We start from the raw sequence: 19,189 nt of genomic DNA on the forward strand, positions 1-19,189 counted from the left end.
TTGCCCCCTTCTTTACCCCGTCCCCCGCCCCCGCGCTGTGAGCCGGCCCACAACTCCCATCGTTGAGCCGATCCTATCGTTGAGCCGCCACGGCGGGCAGAACCTGCACGGCCATCTGCCGGCTGCGCACGCTGGTGCCCTGGATGCTGCTGTAGGCGCCCACCACGTCCGCCAGCGTCGCGCCGGGGATGGGCTGAAGGTCCTCGGTCTTGTAGCGGTCGGCGATGCGGGTCCCGATCTCGTCCGGCGAGACGACGCAGGCGATGGTCTCGGAGGCGCCGGGACGGTCCATGCGCAGGTTGAAGGGCTTCTGCGCTCCCGGCGGGACCTCCACCTGCTGGTTGGCCTGGACGAAGCTGTCGGGTTGGAAGCGGTTGGGGAAGATGCGGGCCACCGACCCGGCGGCGTCCTGGTAGTAGCAATAGACGAAGCCGTTGGCGGTCGGCTGCACCTTGACCACCAGCGCCTCTCCGGCGCGGTAGCGCGGCTGCGGCCCGCGGTCGGAGCTGAGGACCAGATCGGGCGGCGCCCCGGCGGGCGTCGGCGTGGCGCGCGGCAGCCCCTCTCCGCCCGCGTTCGACACCGATTGCACACGCGGCGCCCCCGGCCCCTTCTGACCGCTGGGCTGGGCGAGCATGCGCTGATAGAGGTCGAAATCCACGCGACCGGTGGCGATCAGGTCATTGTCGGCCTGATAGCGGGAAATCGCGTCGCGGGTGCGCTCGTCGAGCTGGCCGCTGTCCGGCCCGTCGTAATAGCCCTCGGCCAGCAGGACGCGCTGGACGTAGGCGACGCGCTGCGACGGCGCCATACCGTCGAACCAGTCGCGCGCCTGCCCGGCGAAGGCCGGGTTGGTCTGGTCGATGCCCAGGCACTGCCAGTAGGGGGTGCGGGTCATCTTGCCCAGCACCTCGATCGTGCTGAGTTCGATCAGCGTGCGCACCGCCTGATGAAGCCCCTCGGACTTGTTGAGCGAAACGTTGAAGGAGAGGCCGGCCTTGCCGATCACTGCCCCGGCGTCCGCCCCCTTGCCCGACGAGATGATGGCGAGCGAATTGCTGGCCGACAGGCCGGGGATGATCTGGCGCGTCGCCAGTTCCCCGATGTTCAGGTCCACCGAGATCACCGACATCACCTGATCGGCGGAGATGCCCAGGTCGAAGGTCGGCAGAGAGATGCCGGCGCTGGCCGCCTCGCTCACCACGTTGTCGTCGAGTTGGGTAATGGCGCCGCGGACATAGTAGGACGGGGCGCGGAAGTTCGGCTGCACCCCGATCATCCAGTAGAGCGCGTTCACGTCGTCCAGCGTCGGCTCGAAATCGACGAAGCGGAAGGCGTTCGACCGCTCGGACATGCGCGACACGGCGGTGATGAGCATCTCCTTGGTGCCGCCTGCCACCCGTCCCGTCGCATCGGGGATGCCGTTGGATGTGATGAAGATGTCGCGCTTGCCATGGTTCCACATCAGCGTGTCCATGCAGCGCAGCGCCTCGCTGAAGTTGGACACGGTGCGCACGGGCGGGGTCTTCGGCTTCTGGACCAGGGTCGCCTGTTCGCCCGAAGTGACGCAGGCCCCCAGGAACAGGAGCGATGCGGCGACCGCCACTCGCGCGACACCGGTGCGCCGGAGACATCCCATGGTGTCGAATCCCATGGCCTGAAATCCCATGGCCTCACTCCCTGAACGTTCAGCGGACTGGTTCAGCGGGCCGACACGCGCGTGCTGTCGCCGCCGGGACGCACGGTGATGGTGATCTTCTTGGACAGGATCGGCGGCTCGTGCGGGATGTGCTCCGCATCGCCCATCAGAAGCTGCAGCGTGTGCCGGCCCGGCGGCAGCTCCAGATAGGTTTCCGTCTGGCCCTTGCCGAAATGGATGTAGTTGCGGTTGTTGGGGAGCGGCTCGTCCATCGGCGGCAGGTCGGTGTCCACCAGCAGGTGATGGTGGCCGGTGTTGTCCCGGCGCACGCCCGCCGGGGCGACGCCGAAGTTCCGCAGCCCGAACCACACCTTGAAGCGGCCCCTCACCACTTCGCCGTCGTTGGGCCAACCGATGTAGAGATAGGCGTCCTTCGGCGCCGCCGTCCGTCCGGACTTCGCCGCGTCCGGGGTGGAGGGCGTGCTTTCATGCTCGTGCCCGGGGCTGGCGGGCTGAGGCGTGTTGGTGGTGTCGGACAGCGGCTTGTCCAACGCGTCGGCTTCCGGCGACGACTGCGCGGCCACCGGCCCGGCGGCGAGCAGGACGGCCAGAAGGACCGGGACGGCGGCGGTGCGCATCATGACTTCCTCCCTGTCACGCTCTCGTTAAGGGACGATGATGGTGATCTTCTGCGACATGATCGGCGGGTCGTGCGGCACATGGTCCGCGTCGCCCAGGACCATCTGGAGCGTGTGCCGGCCCGGCGGCAGTTCCAACCGCACCTCCGTCTGACCGCCGCCGAAATGCAGCGACTGCTTGGTGTTCGGGATGGGTTCGTCGTAGGTGGCGAGGTCGGTGTCCACAAGCAGGTGATGGTGGCCGGTGTTCTCCTTGCGGATGCCCGCGGGAGCGATGCCCATGTTCTGCAAGCCCATGCGGACCCACAGCTTTCCGCCGGAAATGGTGGTGCCGTTCGACGGCCACATGATGTAGGCACGCGCCCCTTCCGGCGCCTTCTCCCGCCCGTTTGAACTTTGAGCGTTTGCACTTTGGGCCGACGCCGCGCCCGGCAACAGGAGCAGCGCGGCCGCCACGATCATGGCGGCATGAGGCATGGACACCTCGCTCTTCTGGCTCTTCTCTTTGGGAATTTCAATCTTATGCTTGGTGGACGAGCAATGTTCGCGGTTTTTCGGACCTCATCCTTTCTCTCCCCACCCTCCGAATATTAAGGGGCGAAGGCGATCCCCGACCACCCCACTTTGCGCGAAGAGCGCGGCCTCGCCGCCTATTCCTATTTTGGGCTTGACGGTTGCGCTCCCGGTGCGAAGGTCACGGGGCAGGAGGTTGCCGGTCCCGCATGCCCGATTCATCCCGCCTCGCCCCGCTTCCCGTCGGCCCCACCGGCGCGCCGCCGCGCCTCGGCTTCCGCCACCTGCTGGCCCCGGCTCTGCTGACTCTCGCAGCCGCCGGAGCGGCGGGGCACCGGCCATGGCTGTCCGGCCACATCACCCCTATCGCGGGCGCCATGGTGGCGGACGCGCTGGCCTCGCTGCTCGCCGCGGTGGCGTGGCTGGGGGCAGCGTGGCTGGGGTCGCGGGTCATTGACCTCGTGGTGGCGCGCAATGCCCGCGCCACGCCGATGCCGCGCCTGCTGACCGACCTGCTGCGCGCGCTGCTCTACGGGCTGGCGGTGCTGGGCATCCTGGCCTTCGTGCTGGGGCAGCCGGTGACCGGGCTGGTCGCCACCTCCGGCGTGGTGATCGCGGTTCTGGGCTTCGCGCTGCGCAACATGATCGCCGACATCTTTTCCGGCATCGCGCTGAACGTCGAGCATCCCTACCGCATCGGCGACTGGGTCGAGCTGACCCCCGGCGTGACCGGGCGGGTGGACGAGATCAACTGGCGGGCCACCCGGCTGATCACGTTGGACGGCACGGCGCTGGTGGTGCCAAACGGGCTGGCCGCGGGCAACCGCATCACCAACTACAGCCAGCCCGGCAGCGGCTTTCGCGCCGGCGTGCCGGTGACTCTCGACGCTGAGGTGCCGGTGGCCCGCGCCAAGCGGATCATCCTGTCGGCCATCGTCTGCTGCGACGCCGTTCCCACCGAGCCGCGGCCCGACGTGGTGGTGGAATCGATCACGCTGAACGGCGTCACCTATCAGGCGCGATTCTGGGTGGCGGATTATTCCCGGCTGGCCGCGACCCGCGACGCCGTGGCGACCACCATCCTGGAGCATCTGGCCCGCGCCGGGCTGGAGCCGGCCAGCCCCAAGCAGGAGATGCGCCGCCGCAGCAACCGCCCGCCGCCCTGTTCGGCGCTGGGGCTGGGGCGGGACCTGCTGTCCCATGTGGACCTGTTCGCCGCCTTCCACCCTGAGGAGATCGACGAACTGGCCTCCGGCATGCACCTGCGCCATGTCGCCGCCGGGGAGGCCGTGGTCCGCCAGGACGAAACCGGGACCTCCCTCTTCCTGGTGGCCGAGGGCGCGCTGGACGTGCGCGGGGCCTTCGGGGGGCGGACGCTTCTGCTCGACCACATGGGGCCGGGCGACGTGTTCGGGGAGATGTCGCTGCTGACCGGCCAGCCGCGCAGCGCGTCGGTGATCGCCAACACCGACGCCGTGGTCTACGAGTTGGACAAGGAGGCGCTCGACCCCGTTCTGCGCCGCCGTCCGGAACTGGCCGCCCGGCTGGCCGACCTGATGGGCCTGCGCCAGCGCCGCAACGACGCCCACCGCCGCGCCAGCGCCCCCGCCGCCGTGATCCAGACGACGACCGAGCATGACCTGCTGGCCCGGCTGAAGACGTTCTTCAGTTTGTGACTCAGTTGCTCAGTGGAGAGAAGGGCATCCCCGCCTGCTCCAGCGCCTTTTCGATCACCTCCGCCGAGGTCTGGTCGAATAGTTGCAGCAGCAGGTCGTCGATCTCCCGGTCCTGGCTGTTGCCGCAGGCGTCGAACAGGGTGGCGATGGCCTCCGTCTGGAAGCGCTCGCGGCCCTCGTCGCCGCCACGGTAGTCCAGCGCCTTCGCCACCGCGATGGCGACGCGGAAGGGCTTCAGCAGGGTGAAGGACAAACCCGCCTTGGCGAACAGCCCCTTCAGCGCGTGCGGCCCGCCGTCCCAGGCGAGTTGACGGGCGTTCTCCGGCGGCAGGTTTGCGCGCACCGCCATGCCGGCGTCGAACAGCGCGATCTCCCCGGCGCACAGCGCGCGGAAGAGCAGCGGCGCCGACAGCCTCCCGCGGATCAGCAGATGCCGGGCAAGAAGCTCCACGTCCGCCTCCCGCGGGGTCAGCGGCTTGAGCAGGAGCAGGGTCACCGCCTCCCGCGCCCGCTCCACCAGGATGCCGATCAGGCGGGGGTTGAGGCGGTGGGTGCGGATCAGCCGGTTGCGGATTTCCTCCGACACGAAGAGGATCAGCTTCTCCACCACCGCCGCCGACAGGTCGGGCCGCGCCGCCATCGCCTCGTTCACCGTGGCGACGCCACCCCAGCGGTCCAGCACGCTGTGCAGGGACGGCTCCGGGATGACGGCGCCCCGGTTGCGCAGAAGCTCGGTGATGACGATGACGTTGCCGTTGCGCACCAGCGCGTCGGACACCGCGGGCGAAACGGAGCGGCGCCCGGCGATGGCAAGCTCCTTCGCCGGGCGCCGTTCGCGCAGGATGTCCAGGAGCAACCCTTCGCTCAGCTTCTCCGCGTGGCGCAGGATGGGAAAGGCCACCCGGTCGACGTCGCGGGCCAGCTTCTCCGCGAGCCCCTCCGTCAGCAGGGTGGAGTTGTGGATCTGCCACGCCACCGCCTCGCGCACGGCGGTCACCGCGTCGGCGGCGAAGCGTTGCAGGATGTCCATGGCCAGCGCCCGCTCCGCCTCGGCGAGGTCCCCCGCTTCCAGGTCGCGCACCAGATGGGTCATGGTGTCGATGCGCGCCTGGGCGTCGGGCGCCGCCAGCAGGCGTTCGACATCCTTCTGGCTGAGGGACCGCTTTGACATGCGCTGGGTCTTCCGGAACGGACGCTCGGGATCAATACTCCGGCGTATCGTAGCGGATCAGATCGCTCCACGCCCGCTCCAAACGGCGCAACGTGCGGTACGTCGTCTCCAGATCGGCGGCTTCCTCGTCGCTGCGGATCAGCGCCTCGCCCCGCACCGCCTCCAGCCCGCGCAGCGCCTCGCACAGCTTCAGGCCGCGCTCCGACAGGCGAAGCCGCGCCGTGCGCCGGTCGCGCTGCGAGGCGGAGCGGTCGACATAGCCCGCTTCCACCAGATGCTTCAGGTTGTAGGAGGCGTTGGAGCCGAGATAGTAGCCGCGCTCCAGCAGGTCGCGCACCGACAGTTCCTCGCCGCCGATGTTGATCAGCATCAGGGCCTGGCCGGGGCTGAGGTCGTCGATCCCGATGCGCGCAAGCTCCATCCGCAGCACGTCCAGGAAGCGCCGGGTCATGCTCTCGATGATTCGGCCAAGATCGGTGTAGACGGCGGGCAGGGACGCACTCGCCGGAGCGGCGCTGTCCGGCACGGCTGGGGTCGGCTGCTGCTTGGCGGTGGCGCTCATCGCGATACTCCCGCTTTGAAAAGAACCTTCATGGTATGGCGTCAATCCAATTCCGAACGGTGGACGGTTCACCCGTCCTTCTGCCCCAAGAATGATAAGATTTTAGTTTAATTTGTGGAAACAATGTTGAGACATGGCGGCCCTGCGCGGCCCCGCGTGCCGGAACCGCCCCATCCGCCTTCTGTTGCACCCCAGTCGCTGCAACCCGGAGGAGCCCGATCATGCGCCATTCCACACGCTGTCCCGACACGCCGCGAGCGCGCCGCCGGAGGGTCCGCTGATGCGCAGTGGTTTGGCGCTCGCGGCCGGTCTGCTGGCCGGCCTGTGGCTGGACACCCGCCGCCGCACCAACCGGGCGGAGCAGCAGCACCCGCCGACCGGGCATTTCATGAGCGTCGGCGGCACCCGCCTGCATTATCTCGACCATGGGCCGAAGGACGGCACGGCGCCCCCCGTGGTGTTCCTGCACGGCAACGGCACCACCGCCGACGACTGGGCGCTGAGCCTTCTGGACGAGGCGGCCCGACACCGGCGCTGCGTCTGCTTCGACCGGCCCGGCCATGGCTACAGCGAGGCGACGCCGCGACGCGACGCCGGTCCCGCCGCCCAAGCCGCGCTGCTGCGCGCCGCCACCCGTAAGCTGGGATTGGAGCGTCCCATCGTCGTCGGCCATTCGCTGGCCGGGGCGGTGGCGCTCGCCTGGGCGCTGGATTTCCCGGAGGAGATCGGCGGTCTGGTCATCCTGTCGGCCTTCACCCACCCGACCCCGCGGCTCGATTTCCTCCCCATGATGGGACCGGCCATTCCGGCGGCCGGGCCGCTGCTCAGCCACACCGTCCTGCCGCCGCTGGACCGGTTGATCCTGCCGGCGCTGATGCGCCGCATCTTCGAGCCGAACCCGGTGCCGCCCAGCTATGACGAGTTGCCTCCCGACCTTCTGCTGCGCCCGACGCAGTTGGAGGCCGCCGCCGCCCAACTCGCCGCGCTGATCCCAGGCGTGGCGGCGATGGCCCCCCGCTATTCCGAGATCCGCTGCCCGACATCCGTCGTGGCGGGGCGGGAGGACCGCATCGTCGACCCCCACGCCCACGCCGTGCGCCTGCACAACGCGGTGGCCGGATCGACGCTGCATCTGCTGGCGGAAACCGGGCACATGCCGCAGCACGCCCGTCCGGACGCGGTGATGGCCGCCATCGAGCGGGTGGAGCGGGCCATAACCACCGAGTCGATTCACGCGGAGGCATGAGTCGACTCTTCTGATTCGGCGACCGGGGATTGCGACTCGAAAAAAGCGACTCGTGGCGACTCGGGTGAGGGATGGTTAACAGTTTGGTTACGATCCAAGCGCTAACCTTCGGCCATATCGCACACTTTCAGCGCCTCAAGGATTACGCCGATGTCCATGGCCGCCGACGTTGACACCATCGAACGCACGTCCATCGTCGCCTACACCCTCCTCAACGAGCTGCACGACGTGCTGGCTCTGCCCAAGGCGCCCGATGACGTGACGCTCGGCATTCTGATGGGGCTGTCCATGTTCATGGACGACAAGGTGGGCCCGATGCGCTCCAAGCGCCTGATGTCGGAGGCGCCGACCATCGTCCTGAAGACCGACGCCCACGTCACGTCGGACCAGATGCAGCGGATCATGCCGGTCCTGCGGGCCTTCGGCGATCACCTGAAGGACATGCGCGCCAAGGCCACCCGCCCGGTCGACGACACCGTCGCCTGACCGCGGAGCGCAACCCCGGTTTCACGAAAGGCCCGGCCGGCAACGGCTGGGCCTTTTGCCGTTCCGGTGCCCGGCTTGACCCGCCCGGCAATTCGTCGGATGCTGAAACCATTGGTTCGCCGGAGGGTCGCTGCCGGTGGTCCGGACGCAACGCAGGGGCGGCTTCGGCCATGGAACTGCCAACGGGGGATTGGATCTGGGCTCTGGCCATCGCCGCCCTTCTGACGGGTGCGACGGTCAGCGTCATCGTCCTGGCCGCCGTCGGCTCGATCCGCCGCAGCGTCAACGAGGGCGGCACCCGCCAGTCCCAGCAGATCCGCAAGCTGGCGGAAAACGTCGCAGCCCTGAACACCCAGCAGCAGGACGCCGAGGGGCGCATCCAAGTCTTGACCGAGGCGAACCGCAAGCTGGCGGAGGAGGTCGCGGCGCTGAACGAGCGGCTGCGCGACGCGGACTCCGCCCCCCGCATCACCGGCATTGCAAGGCTCCTTCACTGACCATGCCCGACTTGTCCACCTGCCCCATCGACGGCGACGCCGAGCGCGCTCGCTGGACCGCCAGCGCCGACGCCTGGGATCGCTGGGCCGACCCGATGGCCGATCTGGCCGACAAGCTGAACCAGCCCCTGCTCGACGCCGCCGGGGTGACGGCGGGCGACCGGGTGCTGGACCTCGCCTCCGGCGCCGGCGAACCGGCGCTGAGCGCCGCGTTGCGCGCTGGGGCGGACGGGCTGGTGGTGGGCAGCGACCTCGTGCCCGGCATGATGGCCGGCGCCCGGCGCCGCGCCGCGGGGATCGCCGACGAACTGCGCCCGGCCTTCACCGCCGCCGACATGACCGCCCTGCCCTTCGTCGCGGGAAGCTTCGACCGGGTGACCTGCCGCTTCGGCATCATGTTCGTCCCCGACGTGGCGGCGGCCCTGGCGGAGTTGCGGCGCGTGCTGCGCCCCGGCGGGCGGGCGGCCTTCATGGTCTGGGGGCCGCGCGCCGGCAACGCCCTGTTCGACACGGTGGGCGAGGCCGTCGCCGCCCGGATGGGCGAGGACCGCAGCCTGGACCCGCTGTTCCGCTTCGCCGCCCCCGGCCTTCTGGCGGAGGCCATGCGCGCCGCCGGATTCGCCACGGTGAGCGAGACCGACATCACCCCGGTCCGCAAGGCCCCCCAGGGCCAGCCCTTCTGGCGCGCCACGTTGGAGATGAGCTTCGGCCACCGCCTGCACGACCTCACCGCCGGGCAGCGCGCCGACCTGGATGCCGAGGTGACCCGCCGCTTCGACGCGCAGGCGCAAGGCAGCACGATTCCCCTTCCCATCCACGTCCGCATCGTGACCGGCGCTTAATTCCCTCCCCTGCGTTAGCGGGGGAGGGTCAGGGAGGGGGCAAGGCCTCCCCACCCCAGCAACGCGCCCAAGTGCCGCAGCCATCCCACCGAGCCACATCCCCGGTTGACCGCGCCCACGCATTCCTTTGGATGTTGCGTGCCGACGGGCCCTACCCGTCCGGCATCCGAGAGGAGGTGATGCGCTTGAAAAGGTACCTGAAGTGGTTCCAACGCTTCTGGTTCCGGATGAAGTTCGAGTTCGAAGCCGGCTTCAACCAGGACCACGATACCTAAGAAGCCACGGGGCGGGGCCGGGTAACCGGTCTCGCCTCCAGGGCACCGAAGGCGCATCACCTCCTTGCCTCACAAAATACCACAGCCCCGAAAGCCGTCAACGGGACGCAAAAGCACTGCCGTTCTTGCTCCGTTCGATTCACAACACTATTCTTTCCGGTCTCAGCGAATCACCCGGTCCTTCATGCCCGACCTCTCCTTCCCCCTTCTCCCCGCCAACGTCCAGGGCTGGTTCCGGTCGCGGGGCTGGGCGCCGCATCCGCACCAGCTCGCCATGGTCGAGGCGGCGGTCACCGGGGGTAGCGCCCTGCTGATCGCGCCGACCGGCGGCGGCAAGACGCTGGCCGGCTTCCTGCCCTCGCTGATCGATCTGGCGGAACGCCCGCGGGAGGGGCTGCACACGCTCTACATCTCGCCGCTGAAGGCGCTCGCGGTGGACATCCAGCGCAATCTGGAAGAGCCCGTCGCCGAGATGCGGCTGCCCATCCGCACCGAGACCCGCACCGGCGACACGCCCGAATCCAAGCGGCGGCGGCAGCGGGCCAACCCGCCGCAGATCCTGATGACGACGCCGGAAAGTCTGGCGCTGATGATCGCCTACGCCGACGCGGCGACGATCTTCCGGCACCTGCGCTGCGTCATCGTGGATGAGTTGCACGCGCTCGCTGGAACCAAGCGCGGCGATCTGCTGGCCTTGGGGCTGGCGCGGCTCGCCCGGCTGGCGCCGCTGGCCCGGCGGGTCGGGCTGTCGGCCACGGTGGCGGAGCCGGCGCGACTGCTCGCCTGGCTGTCCAAAACCGGGCACGCGGATGGCGGCGACGTGCGGCTGGTCACCGGCCGGGCCGGCGCCTCCGCCGAGGTGGAGATCCTGACGACGCGCGAGCGGCTGCCCTGGTCCGGCCGCATGGCCATGCACGCGCTGAAGGAGGTGTACCAGCGCATCCGCGCCCACCGCACCACGCTGGTCTTCGTCAACACCCGCGCCCAGGCGGAGCTGGTCTTCCAGGAACTCTGGCGCCTCAACGACGACACCCTGCCCATCGCGCTCCATCACGGCTCGCTGGCGGCGGAGCAGCGGCGCAAGGTCGAGGCCGCCATGGCGGCGGGCAAGCTGCGGGCGGTGGTGGCGACCTCCTCGCTCGACCTCGGCATCGACTGGGCGGCGGTCGATCTGGTGGTGCAGATCGGCGCGCCGAAGGGGGCGAGCCGGCTGGTCCAGCGCATCGGCCGCGCCAACCACCGGCTGGACGAGCCGAGCCGCGCCCTGCTCGTCCCCGCCAACCGGTTCGAGGTGCTGGAATGCCGCGCCGCGCTCGACGCCGTGGCGGCCATGAGCCTGGACGGCGAGCGGCCCCGCCCCGGCGGGCTGGACGTGCTGGCCCAGCACATGCTTGGCATGGCCTGCGCGGAGCCGTTCCGGCCCGACGACCTGTACGACGAGGTGGTCTGCGCCGCCCCCTACGCCGGGCTGGCGCGGGACGAGTTCGACGATGTGCTGGACTTCGTGGCGACCGGCGGCTACGCGCTCGGCAATTACGAGCGCTTCCACCGGCTGACGCTGCGCGAAGACGGGCGCATGGCGGTGGCCGGGCCGGCGGTGGCGCGGCAGTACCGCATGAACGTCGGCACCATCACGCAGGAGGCCATGCTGCGCGTGCGCCTGAGCCGCGGCCCGGTGCTGGGCGAGGTGGAGGAGCATTTCATCCAGGGCCTCACCCCCGGCGACACCTTCGTCTTCGCCGGGCAGCTTCTGAAGTTCCTCGGCATCCGCGAGATGGAGGCGCAGGTCGCCAAGGGCGGCACCGGGGAGCCGAAGGTCCCGGCCTACGCCGGCGGGCGGTTGCCGCTGACCACCGCCCTGGCCGACCGGGTGCGCGCCATGCTGGCCGATCCGGTGCAGTGGCCCGGCCTGCCGGAGGACGTGCAGGAATGGCTGCGGCTGCAGCGCTGGCGCTCCGTCCTGCCGGCGCGCGACGGGCTGTTGGTGGAGAGCTTCCCCAAGGCGGGCAAGCGTTTCCTCGTCGTCTACGCCTTCGAGGGGCGGAACGCGCACCAGACCCTGGGGATGCTGCTGACCCGGCGGATGGAGCGGATGGGCTGCGGCCCGCTCGGCTTCGTCGCCACCGACTATGTGCTGGCCGTCTGGTCGCTGCGAACGCCCAAGGATATGGACGGGCTGTTCGACCAGGACATGCTGGGCGACGATCTGGAAGCCTGGATGGACGAGTCCTCGATGCTGCGGCGGACCTTCCGCAACGTCGCGCTGATCACCGGGGTCATCGACCGCCGCCACCCCGGACAGGAGAAGTCGGGGCGGCAGGTCACCTTCTCCTCCGACCTGATCTACGACGTGCTGCGCAAGCACGACCCCGGCCATGTCCTTCTGCGCGCCACCCGCGCCGACGCGGCGGGCGGGCTGACCGACGTGCGGCGCCTGTCGGATTTCCTGGTTCGGGTGAAGGGGCGCATCACCCACAAGGACCTCGACCGAATCTCCCCTCTCGCCGTGCCGGTCATCCTGGAGATCGGGCGGGAACGGGTGGACGGCTCCGCCACCGACGAGCTTCTGGAACAGGCTGCCGCTGATCTGGTGGCCGAGGCGATGCCGGAGCTGGATTCGCCCCGTGATGAGCCCCGTGATGCACAGGGCCGGCTGACGTTGTGAGGGACATGGACACGACGATGACCCTGCGGGGCGCGGCTCTGGCCCCCGATCCCTCCGGCGCGCTGGTCTGGCCGGCGGAGCGGACGCTGGTGGTCGCCGACCTGCATCTGGAGAAGGGCTCCGCCTTCGCGGCGCGCGGGCGGATGCTGCCGCCCTACGACACGCGGGCGACGCTCGGCCGGCTGGCGGATCTGGTGGAGCGGCTGGCCCCGGAGCGGGTGATCTGCCTGGGCGACAGCTTCCACGACCGCCGGGCGGCGAGCCGCATGGAGGCGGGGGACGTGGCGCGGCTGCGCGATCTGACCGGGCGCGTGGCGGACTGGCTGTGGGTTACCGGCAACCACGATCCGGAACCGCCGGAGGGGTTTGGCGGGCGCATCCTGGACGAGCTGGCGCTCGGCCCGCTGACCTTCCGGCACGAGGCGGTGCCCGGCGCCGTGGGCGAATTGTCGGGGCATCTGCACCCGGTGGCCGCCGTCCTGGTGCCGGGCCGGCGGGTGCGGGAGCGCTGCTTCGCCTTCGACGGGGGAAAGCTGATCCTGCCGGCCTTCGGCGCCTTCGCGGGCGGGCTGAACGTGCTGGACCCGGCGGTGTCCGGCCTGCTGGCGGCGCGGTTCGAGGTGCATCTGCTGGCCCGCGGCAAGGTCCACCGCTTCCCGCGCAGCCGCCTCTCTCCGGACAAGGCATAAAGAAGCGCCCGGAGAGTCGGGGAAACTCTCCGGGCGAGTGGTCCTGCCGGAACCGGCGGTGAAACGTCCGGCAGGAGGGACCTCGATGAAAAGACAGAACGTCAGTTCGGCATCATGACCGTGTCGATCACGTGGATGACGCCGTTGGACGCCATGATGTCGGGCTTCACGACCTTCGCGTTGTCCACCATCACGCCGCCCTTCGACGCATCGATGTCCACGGTGGTGCCCTGCACGGTTTTCGGCGATGCCGTCTTGCCGGCGATATCGGCCGAGGTCACCTTGCCCGACACCACATGATAGGTGAGTACGGAGCGGAGCTTCTCGCGGTTCTCCGGTTTCAGAAGATTATCGACCGTGCCGGCGGGAAGCTTGGCGAAGGCCTCGTCGGTCGGAGCGAAGACGGTGAAGGGACCGCTGCCCTTCAGCGTGTCCGCGAGCCCGGCGGCCTGGACGGCCTGGACCAGCGTCTTGAACTGGCCCGCCGCGACGGCGGTGTCCACGATGTCCGCCGCCTTCGCGGCGACGGTGGCGAAGGAGAGCGGCAGGGCGAGGGTGGCGGCGGTCAGCAGCCGCGACAGGCGGGACATGTCATTTCCTCCATTTGGATGGCGTCTCGTTCCTCCCCCGTCCGTGGAACCGGTGCCGTCGGCCGCCGTGCCTCCGGCTCCACGTCGTGGCAGCGAAGGCGGAAATAGCGGCGCAAAATCCTCGGTCAATAGGATTTCCTCAGGAAAAATTTTTCCCGTCGCGGTGATCCGGAGCAATCGGCGCCGCGTAGCAAGAGCCATTGACCGTGGTCATTGGCTGCGGCGTTTTGGCATGCCTGTTCTTCTGCCCATTTCCTTAAAGTTGGCCGATGAAGACCGATCATTCACCCATCCTCGTCTGGTTCCGCAACGATCTTCGCCTTGCCGACAACCCGGCGCTCAGCGCCGCGGCGGAGGATGGGGCGCCGGTTATCCCGGTCTTTATCCGGGAGAAGGACGACCACGATCCCTGGCTTCCCGGCGGCGCCTCCCGCTGGTGGCTGCACGGCAGCCTGGAGCGGCTGGGCGAGGCGCTGGCGAAGCTCGGCTCGCCTCTGGTGCTGCGCAGCGGCGACCCCGCCGTGGTGCTGGCGGCGCTGGCGGAGGAAACCGGCGCCGACACCGTGCTGTGCAACCGCCGCGCCGGCCCCCCCGCCATCGCCCGCGACCGCCGCGTGGGCGAGCGGCTGACCGCGCGCGGTGTGACGGTTCATCCCCACAACGCCGCCCTGCTCTACGAGCCGGGGACCATCCGCACCAAGTCGGACACGCCCTTCCGGGTGTTCACGCCCTTCTGGAAGGCGCTGCTGTCCATGCCGGAGCCGCCGCGCCCCACCCGCGCGCCGGCCAAGCTGACGCCGCCGGCCAAGCCGGTGTCCAGCGAGCCGCTGACGGATTGGGGCCTGCTGCCCACCGCTCCGGACTGGGCCGATGGCCTGCGCGAACGCTGGGAGCCCGGGGAGGAGGCGGCGCGGGAGCGGCTGGCCGATTTCCTGGATGGTCCGGTCGCCGCCTATCCGGTGGAGCGCGACCGCCCGGATCATGACGGAACCTCCGCGATGTCACCGCACCTCGCCTTCGGAGAGATCGGCCCGCGGCAGATCTGGCACGCCACCCGTCACGCCGCCGACCAGCGGCATGAACTGGCCGCCGGCGCCGAGGCCTTCCTGCGGGAACTCGGCTGGCGGGAGTTCAACCACCATCTGCTGCGCGAGGAGCCGGGGATTCCGGACACGCCGCTGGACGACCGCTTCGCCCGCTTTCCCTGGCGGACCGACAAGGCGGGCTTGCGCGCGTGGCAGCGCGGGCGGACCGGCTACCCCATCGTGGACGCGGGGATGCGGCAGCTCTGGCGGACCGGCTGGATGCACAACCGCGTGCGCATGATCGTCGGCTCCTTCCTCATCAAGGACCTGCTGATCCCTTGGCAGGAGGGCGAGGCGTGGTTCTGGGACACGCTGGTCGACGCCGACATCGCCAACAACGCCGGCAACTGGCAATGGGTGGCCGGCTGCGGCGCCGACGCGGCCCCCTTCTTCCGCGTCTTCAACCCGATCCTCCAGGGCGAGAAGTTCGACCCGGAGGGCGCCTATGTCCGGCGCTACGTGCCGGAACTGGAAAAGCTGCCCAGCCGCTGGATCCACAGGCCCTGGGAGGCCCCGGACGAGGTGCTGCGGCAGGCGGGGGTCACGCTCGGCAAGGACTACCCGCGGCCGATCGTCGATCACGGCGCCGCCCGCGACCGCGCGCTGGCCGCCTTCCAGGAGATCAAGAAAGCCGGCGATTGATCGTTGCGGGGTCGTGAAATCCGACCGTGCGTTTTCATTCCGCCTTCACGGGAGTGCAAAGAAACCGTCACAGGCCGCCGGTAAGGTGCGCCCGCCCCTACCCAAAATAAATTTGCGGAAAGAGACGAGGCACACCGATGGACACCCATGACCTGCCCCAGAAGGGCACCAAGTATCTGACCTTCGAGGGCCGCGAGGACATCGGCTCCAACCCGTCCGAAAACCCGACCATGGGCGACGTCATCAACGCGCGCCTCGGCCGTCGCGACATGGTGCGCGGCATGCTGACCGGAGCGGCGGTCAGCGCCCTGATCGGCCCGGCCGCCCTGCTCTCCTCGCCGCGCGAGGCCGAGGCCGCCGTCACCGGCGCCCCGCGCCCGGCCAAGGCCAGCTTCTCCTTCCAGGAAGTGGCGCATGGCGTGGACGCCGACCATCACGTCGCCGCCGGCTACAACGCCGACATCCTGATCCGCTGGGGCGACCCGGTGGTCCCCGGCGCGCCGGCCTTCGACCCGATGAACCAGTCGGCCGAGGCGCAGTCGAAGCAGTTCGGCTACAACAACGACTTCGTCGGCTACGCCCCGCTGCCGCTCGGCTCCCAGTCGCCGGACCGCGCCCTGCTCTGCGTGAACCACGAATACACCGACGAGGAGGTCATGTTCCCCGGCGTCGGCGTGGAGCAGCAGAAGGACAAGTTCGCCCGTATGACCAAGGCGCTGGTGGACATCGAGATGGCCGCCCACGGCGGCACCGTCGTCGAGATCCGCAAGGTCAGGGGCAAGTGGGTGACGGTGGCGGACTCCCGCTACAACCGCCGCATCACCGGCGAGACGCCCTGCGCCATCACCGGCCCGGCTGCCGGCCACGCCCTGATGAAGACCAGCTACGACCCGACCGGCACGATGGTCCGCGGCATGCTGAACAACTGTTCCGGCGGCATGACGCCCTGGGGCACCTGGCTGTCGGCGGAAGAGAACTTCAACGGCTATTTCTGGGGCAAGGTCGAGGACACCACCCCGAACGCCAAGGTGCTGAAGCGCTACGGCTTCCCCGGCGAATGGTACAACTGGGGCGTCCATCACGACCGCTTCGACATCGCGAAGGAGCCGAACGAGTCCAACCGCTTCGGCTGGATCGTCGAGATCGACCCCTACGACCCGACCTCGACCCCGAAGAAGCGCACCGCGCTCGGCCGCTTCAAGCATGAGGCCTGCCAGATCGCGCTGGGCAAGGACGGCACCGTGGTCGCCTACACCGGCGACGACGAGCGCTTCGACTATGTCTACAAGTTCGTCGCGGCGAAGAAGTTCGACCCGAAGAACCGCGCCGCCAACATGGACATCCTGGAGACCGGGACGCTCTACGTGGCGAAGTTCAAGGCCGACGCCTCGGTCGAGTGGCTGCCGCTGGTCCATGGCCAGGGTCCGCTGACCGCCGAGAAGGGCTTCCCCGACCAGGCCACCGTCCTGATCAACGCCCGCCTCGCCGCCGACGCGCTGGGCGCCACCAAGATGGACCGCCCGGAGGACATCGAGGTCAACCCGGTGACCGGCAAGGTCTACGTCATCCTCACCAACAACTCCCGCCGCAAGCCGGAGCAGGTGGACGCGACCAACCCGCGCGCCGAGAACAACTGGGGCCACATCGTCGAGATCCTGCCGGAGAACGGCAACCACGCCTCGACGAAGGCGGAGTGGACCATCCTGGTCCGCGGCGGCAACCCGGCGGACGAGAAGGTCGGCGCGCAGTTCCACGCCGACACCTCGGCCAACGGCTGGTTCTCCTGCCCCGACAACGCGGCGGTGGACCACCGCGGCCGCCTGTGGATCACCACCGACCAGGGCGAGAACTGGAAGAAGGCGTCCGGCACCGCCGACGGCGTCTGGGCCGTGGAGACCGAAGGCAACCTGCGCGGCCTGTCCAAGATGTTCTACCGCGTGCCGGTGGGTGCGGAGATGTGCGGCCCCTGCTTCACCACCGACGACAAGACCCTGTTCGTCGCCGTGCAGCACCCGGCCACCGACGGCGTGGACCAGTGGGAAGGCTTCAAGGGCAAGCTCTCCTCCTTCGAGGACCCGGCAACCCGGTGGCCCGACTTCAAGCCGAACATGCCGCCGCGCCCGTCGGTGGTCGCCATCACCAAGAAGGACGGCGGCGTGATCGGTCTCTGACCGGTCGGGGAACCGCCCCCAATCGAGCGACACGCCTTGAAAGGGCGGCCCCCGCGTCCGGGGCCGCCCTTCTTCTTTGTCTGGTGTCGGCGTCCGGCGATGTAATAAGATAACGCCATGACCGCCGACCCCCACCCCACCGCTGGCTCGGCCTCCCATCATGGGCACGACCACGCGCATTGCATCGCCGACGCGCTGATGCGCGCCGACGCCCTGTGCGCGGAGCGCGGCGCACGGCTGACCGCCCTGCGCCGGCAGGTTCTGGAGCTGGTCTGGAACAGCCACAAGCCGCGCGGCGCCTACGCCATCCTCGAAGACCTCAGCCAGCGCGAGGGCAAGGCCACCGCCCCGCTGACCGTCTACCGCGCACTGGAGTTCCTGGTGGAGCATGGGCTGGTCCACCGCATCGAATCGCTGAACGCCTACATCGGCTGCGCGGCGCCGGGTGCTGTCCATTCCGGGCAGTTCCTGGTGTGCGAGACCTGCGGCAACGCCGTGGAGATCGACGACCCGCGCATCCGCGCCGCCATCGGCACCATCGCCGCCGAGCATGGTTTCCAGGTCAGCCGTCCCACCGTCGAGGTGCGCGGCACATGCACCGACTGCCAGGAGAAGACCCCGTGACCGCCGCACCCAACCCCACCGCCACGCCGGCGCCCCGCCTCCCCGTCTCGGTGCTGACCGGCTTCCTCGGCAGCGGCAAGACCACGCTGCTGCAACGGCTCCTGCACCATCCCGGCATGGCCCGCACCGCCGTGGTCATCAACGAGTTCGGCGAAGTCGGGCTCGACCATCTGCTGGTCGCCAAGGCGTCGGAGAACATGGTGCTGATGGACAGCGGCTGCCTGTGCTGCACCATCCGCGGCGACCTCGTCGACACGCTGCGCGACCTGTTCCTGAAGCGCGTGCGCGGCGACATCCCGGAGTTCGACCGGGTGGTGGTGGAGACCACGGGCCTCGCCGATCCGGCCCCGATCATCCACACGCTGATGAGCGACCCGCTGCTGGCCGCCCGCTTCCGCCTGGACGGCGTCATCAGCACGGTGGACGCGGTGCATGGCGCCAGCCAGCTCGACCGCCAGCCGGAGAGCGTGAAGCAGGCCGCCGTCGCCGACCGCATCGTGCTGACCAAGACCGACCTCGCCACGCCGCACACGACGCTCGCTTTGTGTCAGCGTCTGACGGCGATCAACCCGGCGGCCCCGCAGATCCCCGCCGCCTTCGGCGAGGTGGACCCGAAGCAGCTGTTCGACGCCGGCCTCTACAACCCCGACACCAAGAGCCCCGACGTGGCGCGCTGGCTCCGCGAGGAGGCGTACCGCGACGAGCAGGCCAAACATGACCATGACCACGGGCATGAGCACCACGATCACGGCCATGGGCATGGTCATGACCATGGCGACGCCTGCGGTCCCGACTGCGGGCACGATCACCACCACCACGACGCCAACCGGCACGACGACCACATCCGCGCCTTCTGCATGGTGGTGAACGAGCCGATCCCGTGGAACAACTTCGTCGACTTCATGGAGGCCCTGATCGCCACCGGCGGGGAGAACCTGCTGCGCATCAAGGGGCTGCTGAACGTGAAGGAAAGCCCGCTGCCGGTCGTCGTCCACGGCGTGCAGCACATGTTCCACCCGCCGGTCCAGCTCCAGGAATGGCCCGGCGAGGATCACCGCTCCAAGATCGTCTTCATCACCCGCGACATCGGCGAGGCGGTGATCCAGCCGATGTTCGATCAGTTCGTTTGGGGAGCGGAAGGGGCGGCCTGAGGGCACTCCTTGCCCCCACCCCGGCCC

The 19,189-nt window shown here is 69.4% G+C and carries 17 protein-coding genes; 11 read left to right on the forward strand and 6 right to left on the reverse strand.

Annotation, left to right across the window (positions count from 1 at the left end; translation table 11 throughout):
• Positions 1-73: 73 nt before the first annotated feature.
• Genes H0B54_RS04725 through H0B54_RS04735 form a run of 3 tightly spaced genes read right to left on the reverse strand, consistent with a single transcriptional unit; the run spans position 74 to position 2,754 of the window.
• The gene (locus H0B54_RS04725) at positions 74-1,669 is read right to left on the reverse strand and encodes a DUF4384 domain-containing protein (RefSeq protein ID WP_246472321.1); all 1,596 of its coding nucleotides are present in this window, start codon (positions 1,667-1,669) and stop codon (positions 74-76) included.
• Between the two features lie 32 nt (positions 1,670-1,701).
• Positions 1,702-2,280, reverse strand: coding sequence for a DUF4399 domain-containing protein (locus tag H0B54_RS04730; protein WP_246472322.1), 579 nt, complete (start codon positions 2,278-2,280; stop codon positions 1,702-1,704).
• 24 nt (positions 2,281-2,304) lie between these two features.
• Entirely contained in the window at positions 2,305-2,754 is a 450-nt protein-coding gene (locus H0B54_RS04735; protein WP_188259484.1) for a DUF4399 domain-containing protein, read from the reverse strand.
• A gap of 245 nt (positions 2,755-2,999) precedes the next feature.
• On the opposite strand from H0B54_RS04735, the gene H0B54_RS04740 reads away from it, so the two are divergent.
• The gene (locus H0B54_RS04740; protein ID WP_246472323.1) at positions 3,000-4,466 is read left to right on the forward strand and encodes a mechanosensitive ion channel family protein; all 1,467 of its coding nucleotides are present in this window, start codon (positions 3,000-3,002) and stop codon (positions 4,464-4,466) included.
• 1 nt (position 4,467) lies between these two features.
• Here H0B54_RS04740 and H0B54_RS04745 read toward each other — a convergent pair whose 3' ends face one another.
• Both H0B54_RS04745 and H0B54_RS04750 read right to left on the reverse strand, forming a co-directional pair.
• On the reverse strand, positions 4,468-5,637 hold the full coding sequence (locus H0B54_RS04745) for a DUF2336 domain-containing protein (RefSeq protein WP_188259421.1): 1,170 nt from the start codon (positions 5,635-5,637) through the stop codon (positions 4,468-4,470).
• Positions 5,638-5,668: 31 nt separating this feature from the next.
• Positions 5,669-6,199 carry a MarR family winged helix-turn-helix transcriptional regulator gene (locus H0B54_RS04750; RefSeq protein ID WP_188259422.1) on the reverse strand — a complete coding sequence of 177 codons (531 nt, stop codon included), beginning with the start codon at positions 6,197-6,199 and terminating at the stop codon, positions 5,669-5,671.
• 280 nt (positions 6,200-6,479) lie between these two features.
• Here H0B54_RS04750 and H0B54_RS04755 point away from each other — a divergent pair, with 280 nt between their 5' ends.
• The 6 genes from H0B54_RS04755 (at position 6,480) to pdeM (ending at position 12,899) form a co-directional block, all read left to right on the forward strand.
• Positions 6,480-7,445 carry an alpha/beta fold hydrolase gene (locus H0B54_RS04755; RefSeq protein WP_188259423.1) on the forward strand — a complete coding sequence of 322 codons (966 nt, stop codon included), beginning with the start codon at positions 6,480-6,482 and terminating at the stop codon, positions 7,443-7,445.
• Between the two features lie 156 nt (positions 7,446-7,601).
• Positions 7,602-7,931: a hypothetical protein gene (locus H0B54_RS04760; RefSeq protein ID WP_236778094.1), complete on the forward strand. Its 330-nt coding sequence runs from the start codon at positions 7,602-7,604 to the stop codon at positions 7,929-7,931.
• A gap of 170 nt (positions 7,932-8,101) precedes the next feature.
• Positions 8,102-8,428 (forward strand): hypothetical protein, encoded by a 327-nt coding sequence (locus H0B54_RS04765; RefSeq protein WP_188259424.1) that lies wholly within the window; start codon positions 8,102-8,104, stop codon positions 8,426-8,428.
• A gap of 2 nt (positions 8,429-8,430) precedes the next feature.
• Complete coding sequence (locus H0B54_RS04770) at positions 8,431-9,270, forward strand: class I SAM-dependent methyltransferase (RefSeq protein ID WP_188259425.1); 840 nt, start codon at positions 8,431-8,433, stop codon at positions 9,268-9,270.
• A gap of 459 nt (positions 9,271-9,729) precedes the next feature.
• Positions 9,730-12,210: a ligase-associated DNA damage response DEXH box helicase gene (locus H0B54_RS04775; protein ID WP_188259426.1), complete on the forward strand. Its 2,481-nt coding sequence runs from the start codon at positions 9,730-9,732 to the stop codon at positions 12,208-12,210.
• Between the two features lie 5 nt (positions 12,211-12,215).
• Complete coding sequence (gene pdeM / locus H0B54_RS04780) at positions 12,216-12,899, forward strand: ligase-associated DNA damage response endonuclease PdeM (RefSeq protein WP_188259427.1); 684 nt, start codon at positions 12,216-12,218, stop codon at positions 12,897-12,899.
• A gap of 101 nt (positions 12,900-13,000) precedes the next feature.
• Here the strand turns inward: pdeM and H0B54_RS04785 are convergent, their stop codons facing one another.
• Positions 13,001-13,489 (reverse strand): fasciclin domain-containing protein, encoded by a 489-nt coding sequence (locus H0B54_RS04785; RefSeq protein ID WP_188259428.1) that lies wholly within the window; start codon positions 13,487-13,489, stop codon positions 13,001-13,003.
• Between the two features lie 269 nt (positions 13,490-13,758).
• Here H0B54_RS04785 and H0B54_RS04790 point away from each other — a divergent pair, with 269 nt between their 5' ends.
• The 4 genes from H0B54_RS04790 to H0B54_RS04805 all read left to right on the forward strand — a co-directional run bounded on the left by H0B54_RS04790 (position 13,759) and on the right by H0B54_RS04805 (position 19,162).
• Positions 13,759-15,216 carry a cryptochrome/photolyase family protein gene (locus H0B54_RS04790; protein WP_188259429.1) on the forward strand — a complete coding sequence of 486 codons (1,458 nt, stop codon included), beginning with the start codon at positions 13,759-13,761 and terminating at the stop codon, positions 15,214-15,216.
• A gap of 137 nt (positions 15,217-15,353) precedes the next feature.
• Complete coding sequence (locus H0B54_RS04795) at positions 15,354-17,387, forward strand: PhoX family protein (protein ID WP_188259430.1); 2,034 nt, start codon at positions 15,354-15,356, stop codon at positions 17,385-17,387.
• 117 nt (positions 17,388-17,504) lie between these two features.
• Positions 17,505-18,011 (forward strand): Fur family transcriptional regulator, encoded by a 507-nt coding sequence (locus H0B54_RS04800; protein WP_188259431.1) that lies wholly within the window; start codon positions 17,505-17,507, stop codon positions 18,009-18,011.
• A complete protein-coding gene (locus H0B54_RS04805) occupies positions 17,981-19,162 on the forward strand; it encodes a CobW family GTP-binding protein (RefSeq protein ID WP_188259432.1) in 1,182 nt (393 codons plus the stop codon). Before H0B54_RS04800 ends, H0B54_RS04805 begins: the two co-directional genes overlap by 31 nt.
• Positions 19,163-19,189: the final 27 nt, after the last annotated feature.

Source organism: Azospirillum tabaci (genome assembly GCF_014596085.1).
GTDB classification, from domain to species: Bacteria; Pseudomonadota; Alphaproteobacteria; order Azospirillales; family Azospirillaceae; genus Azospirillum; species Azospirillum tabaci.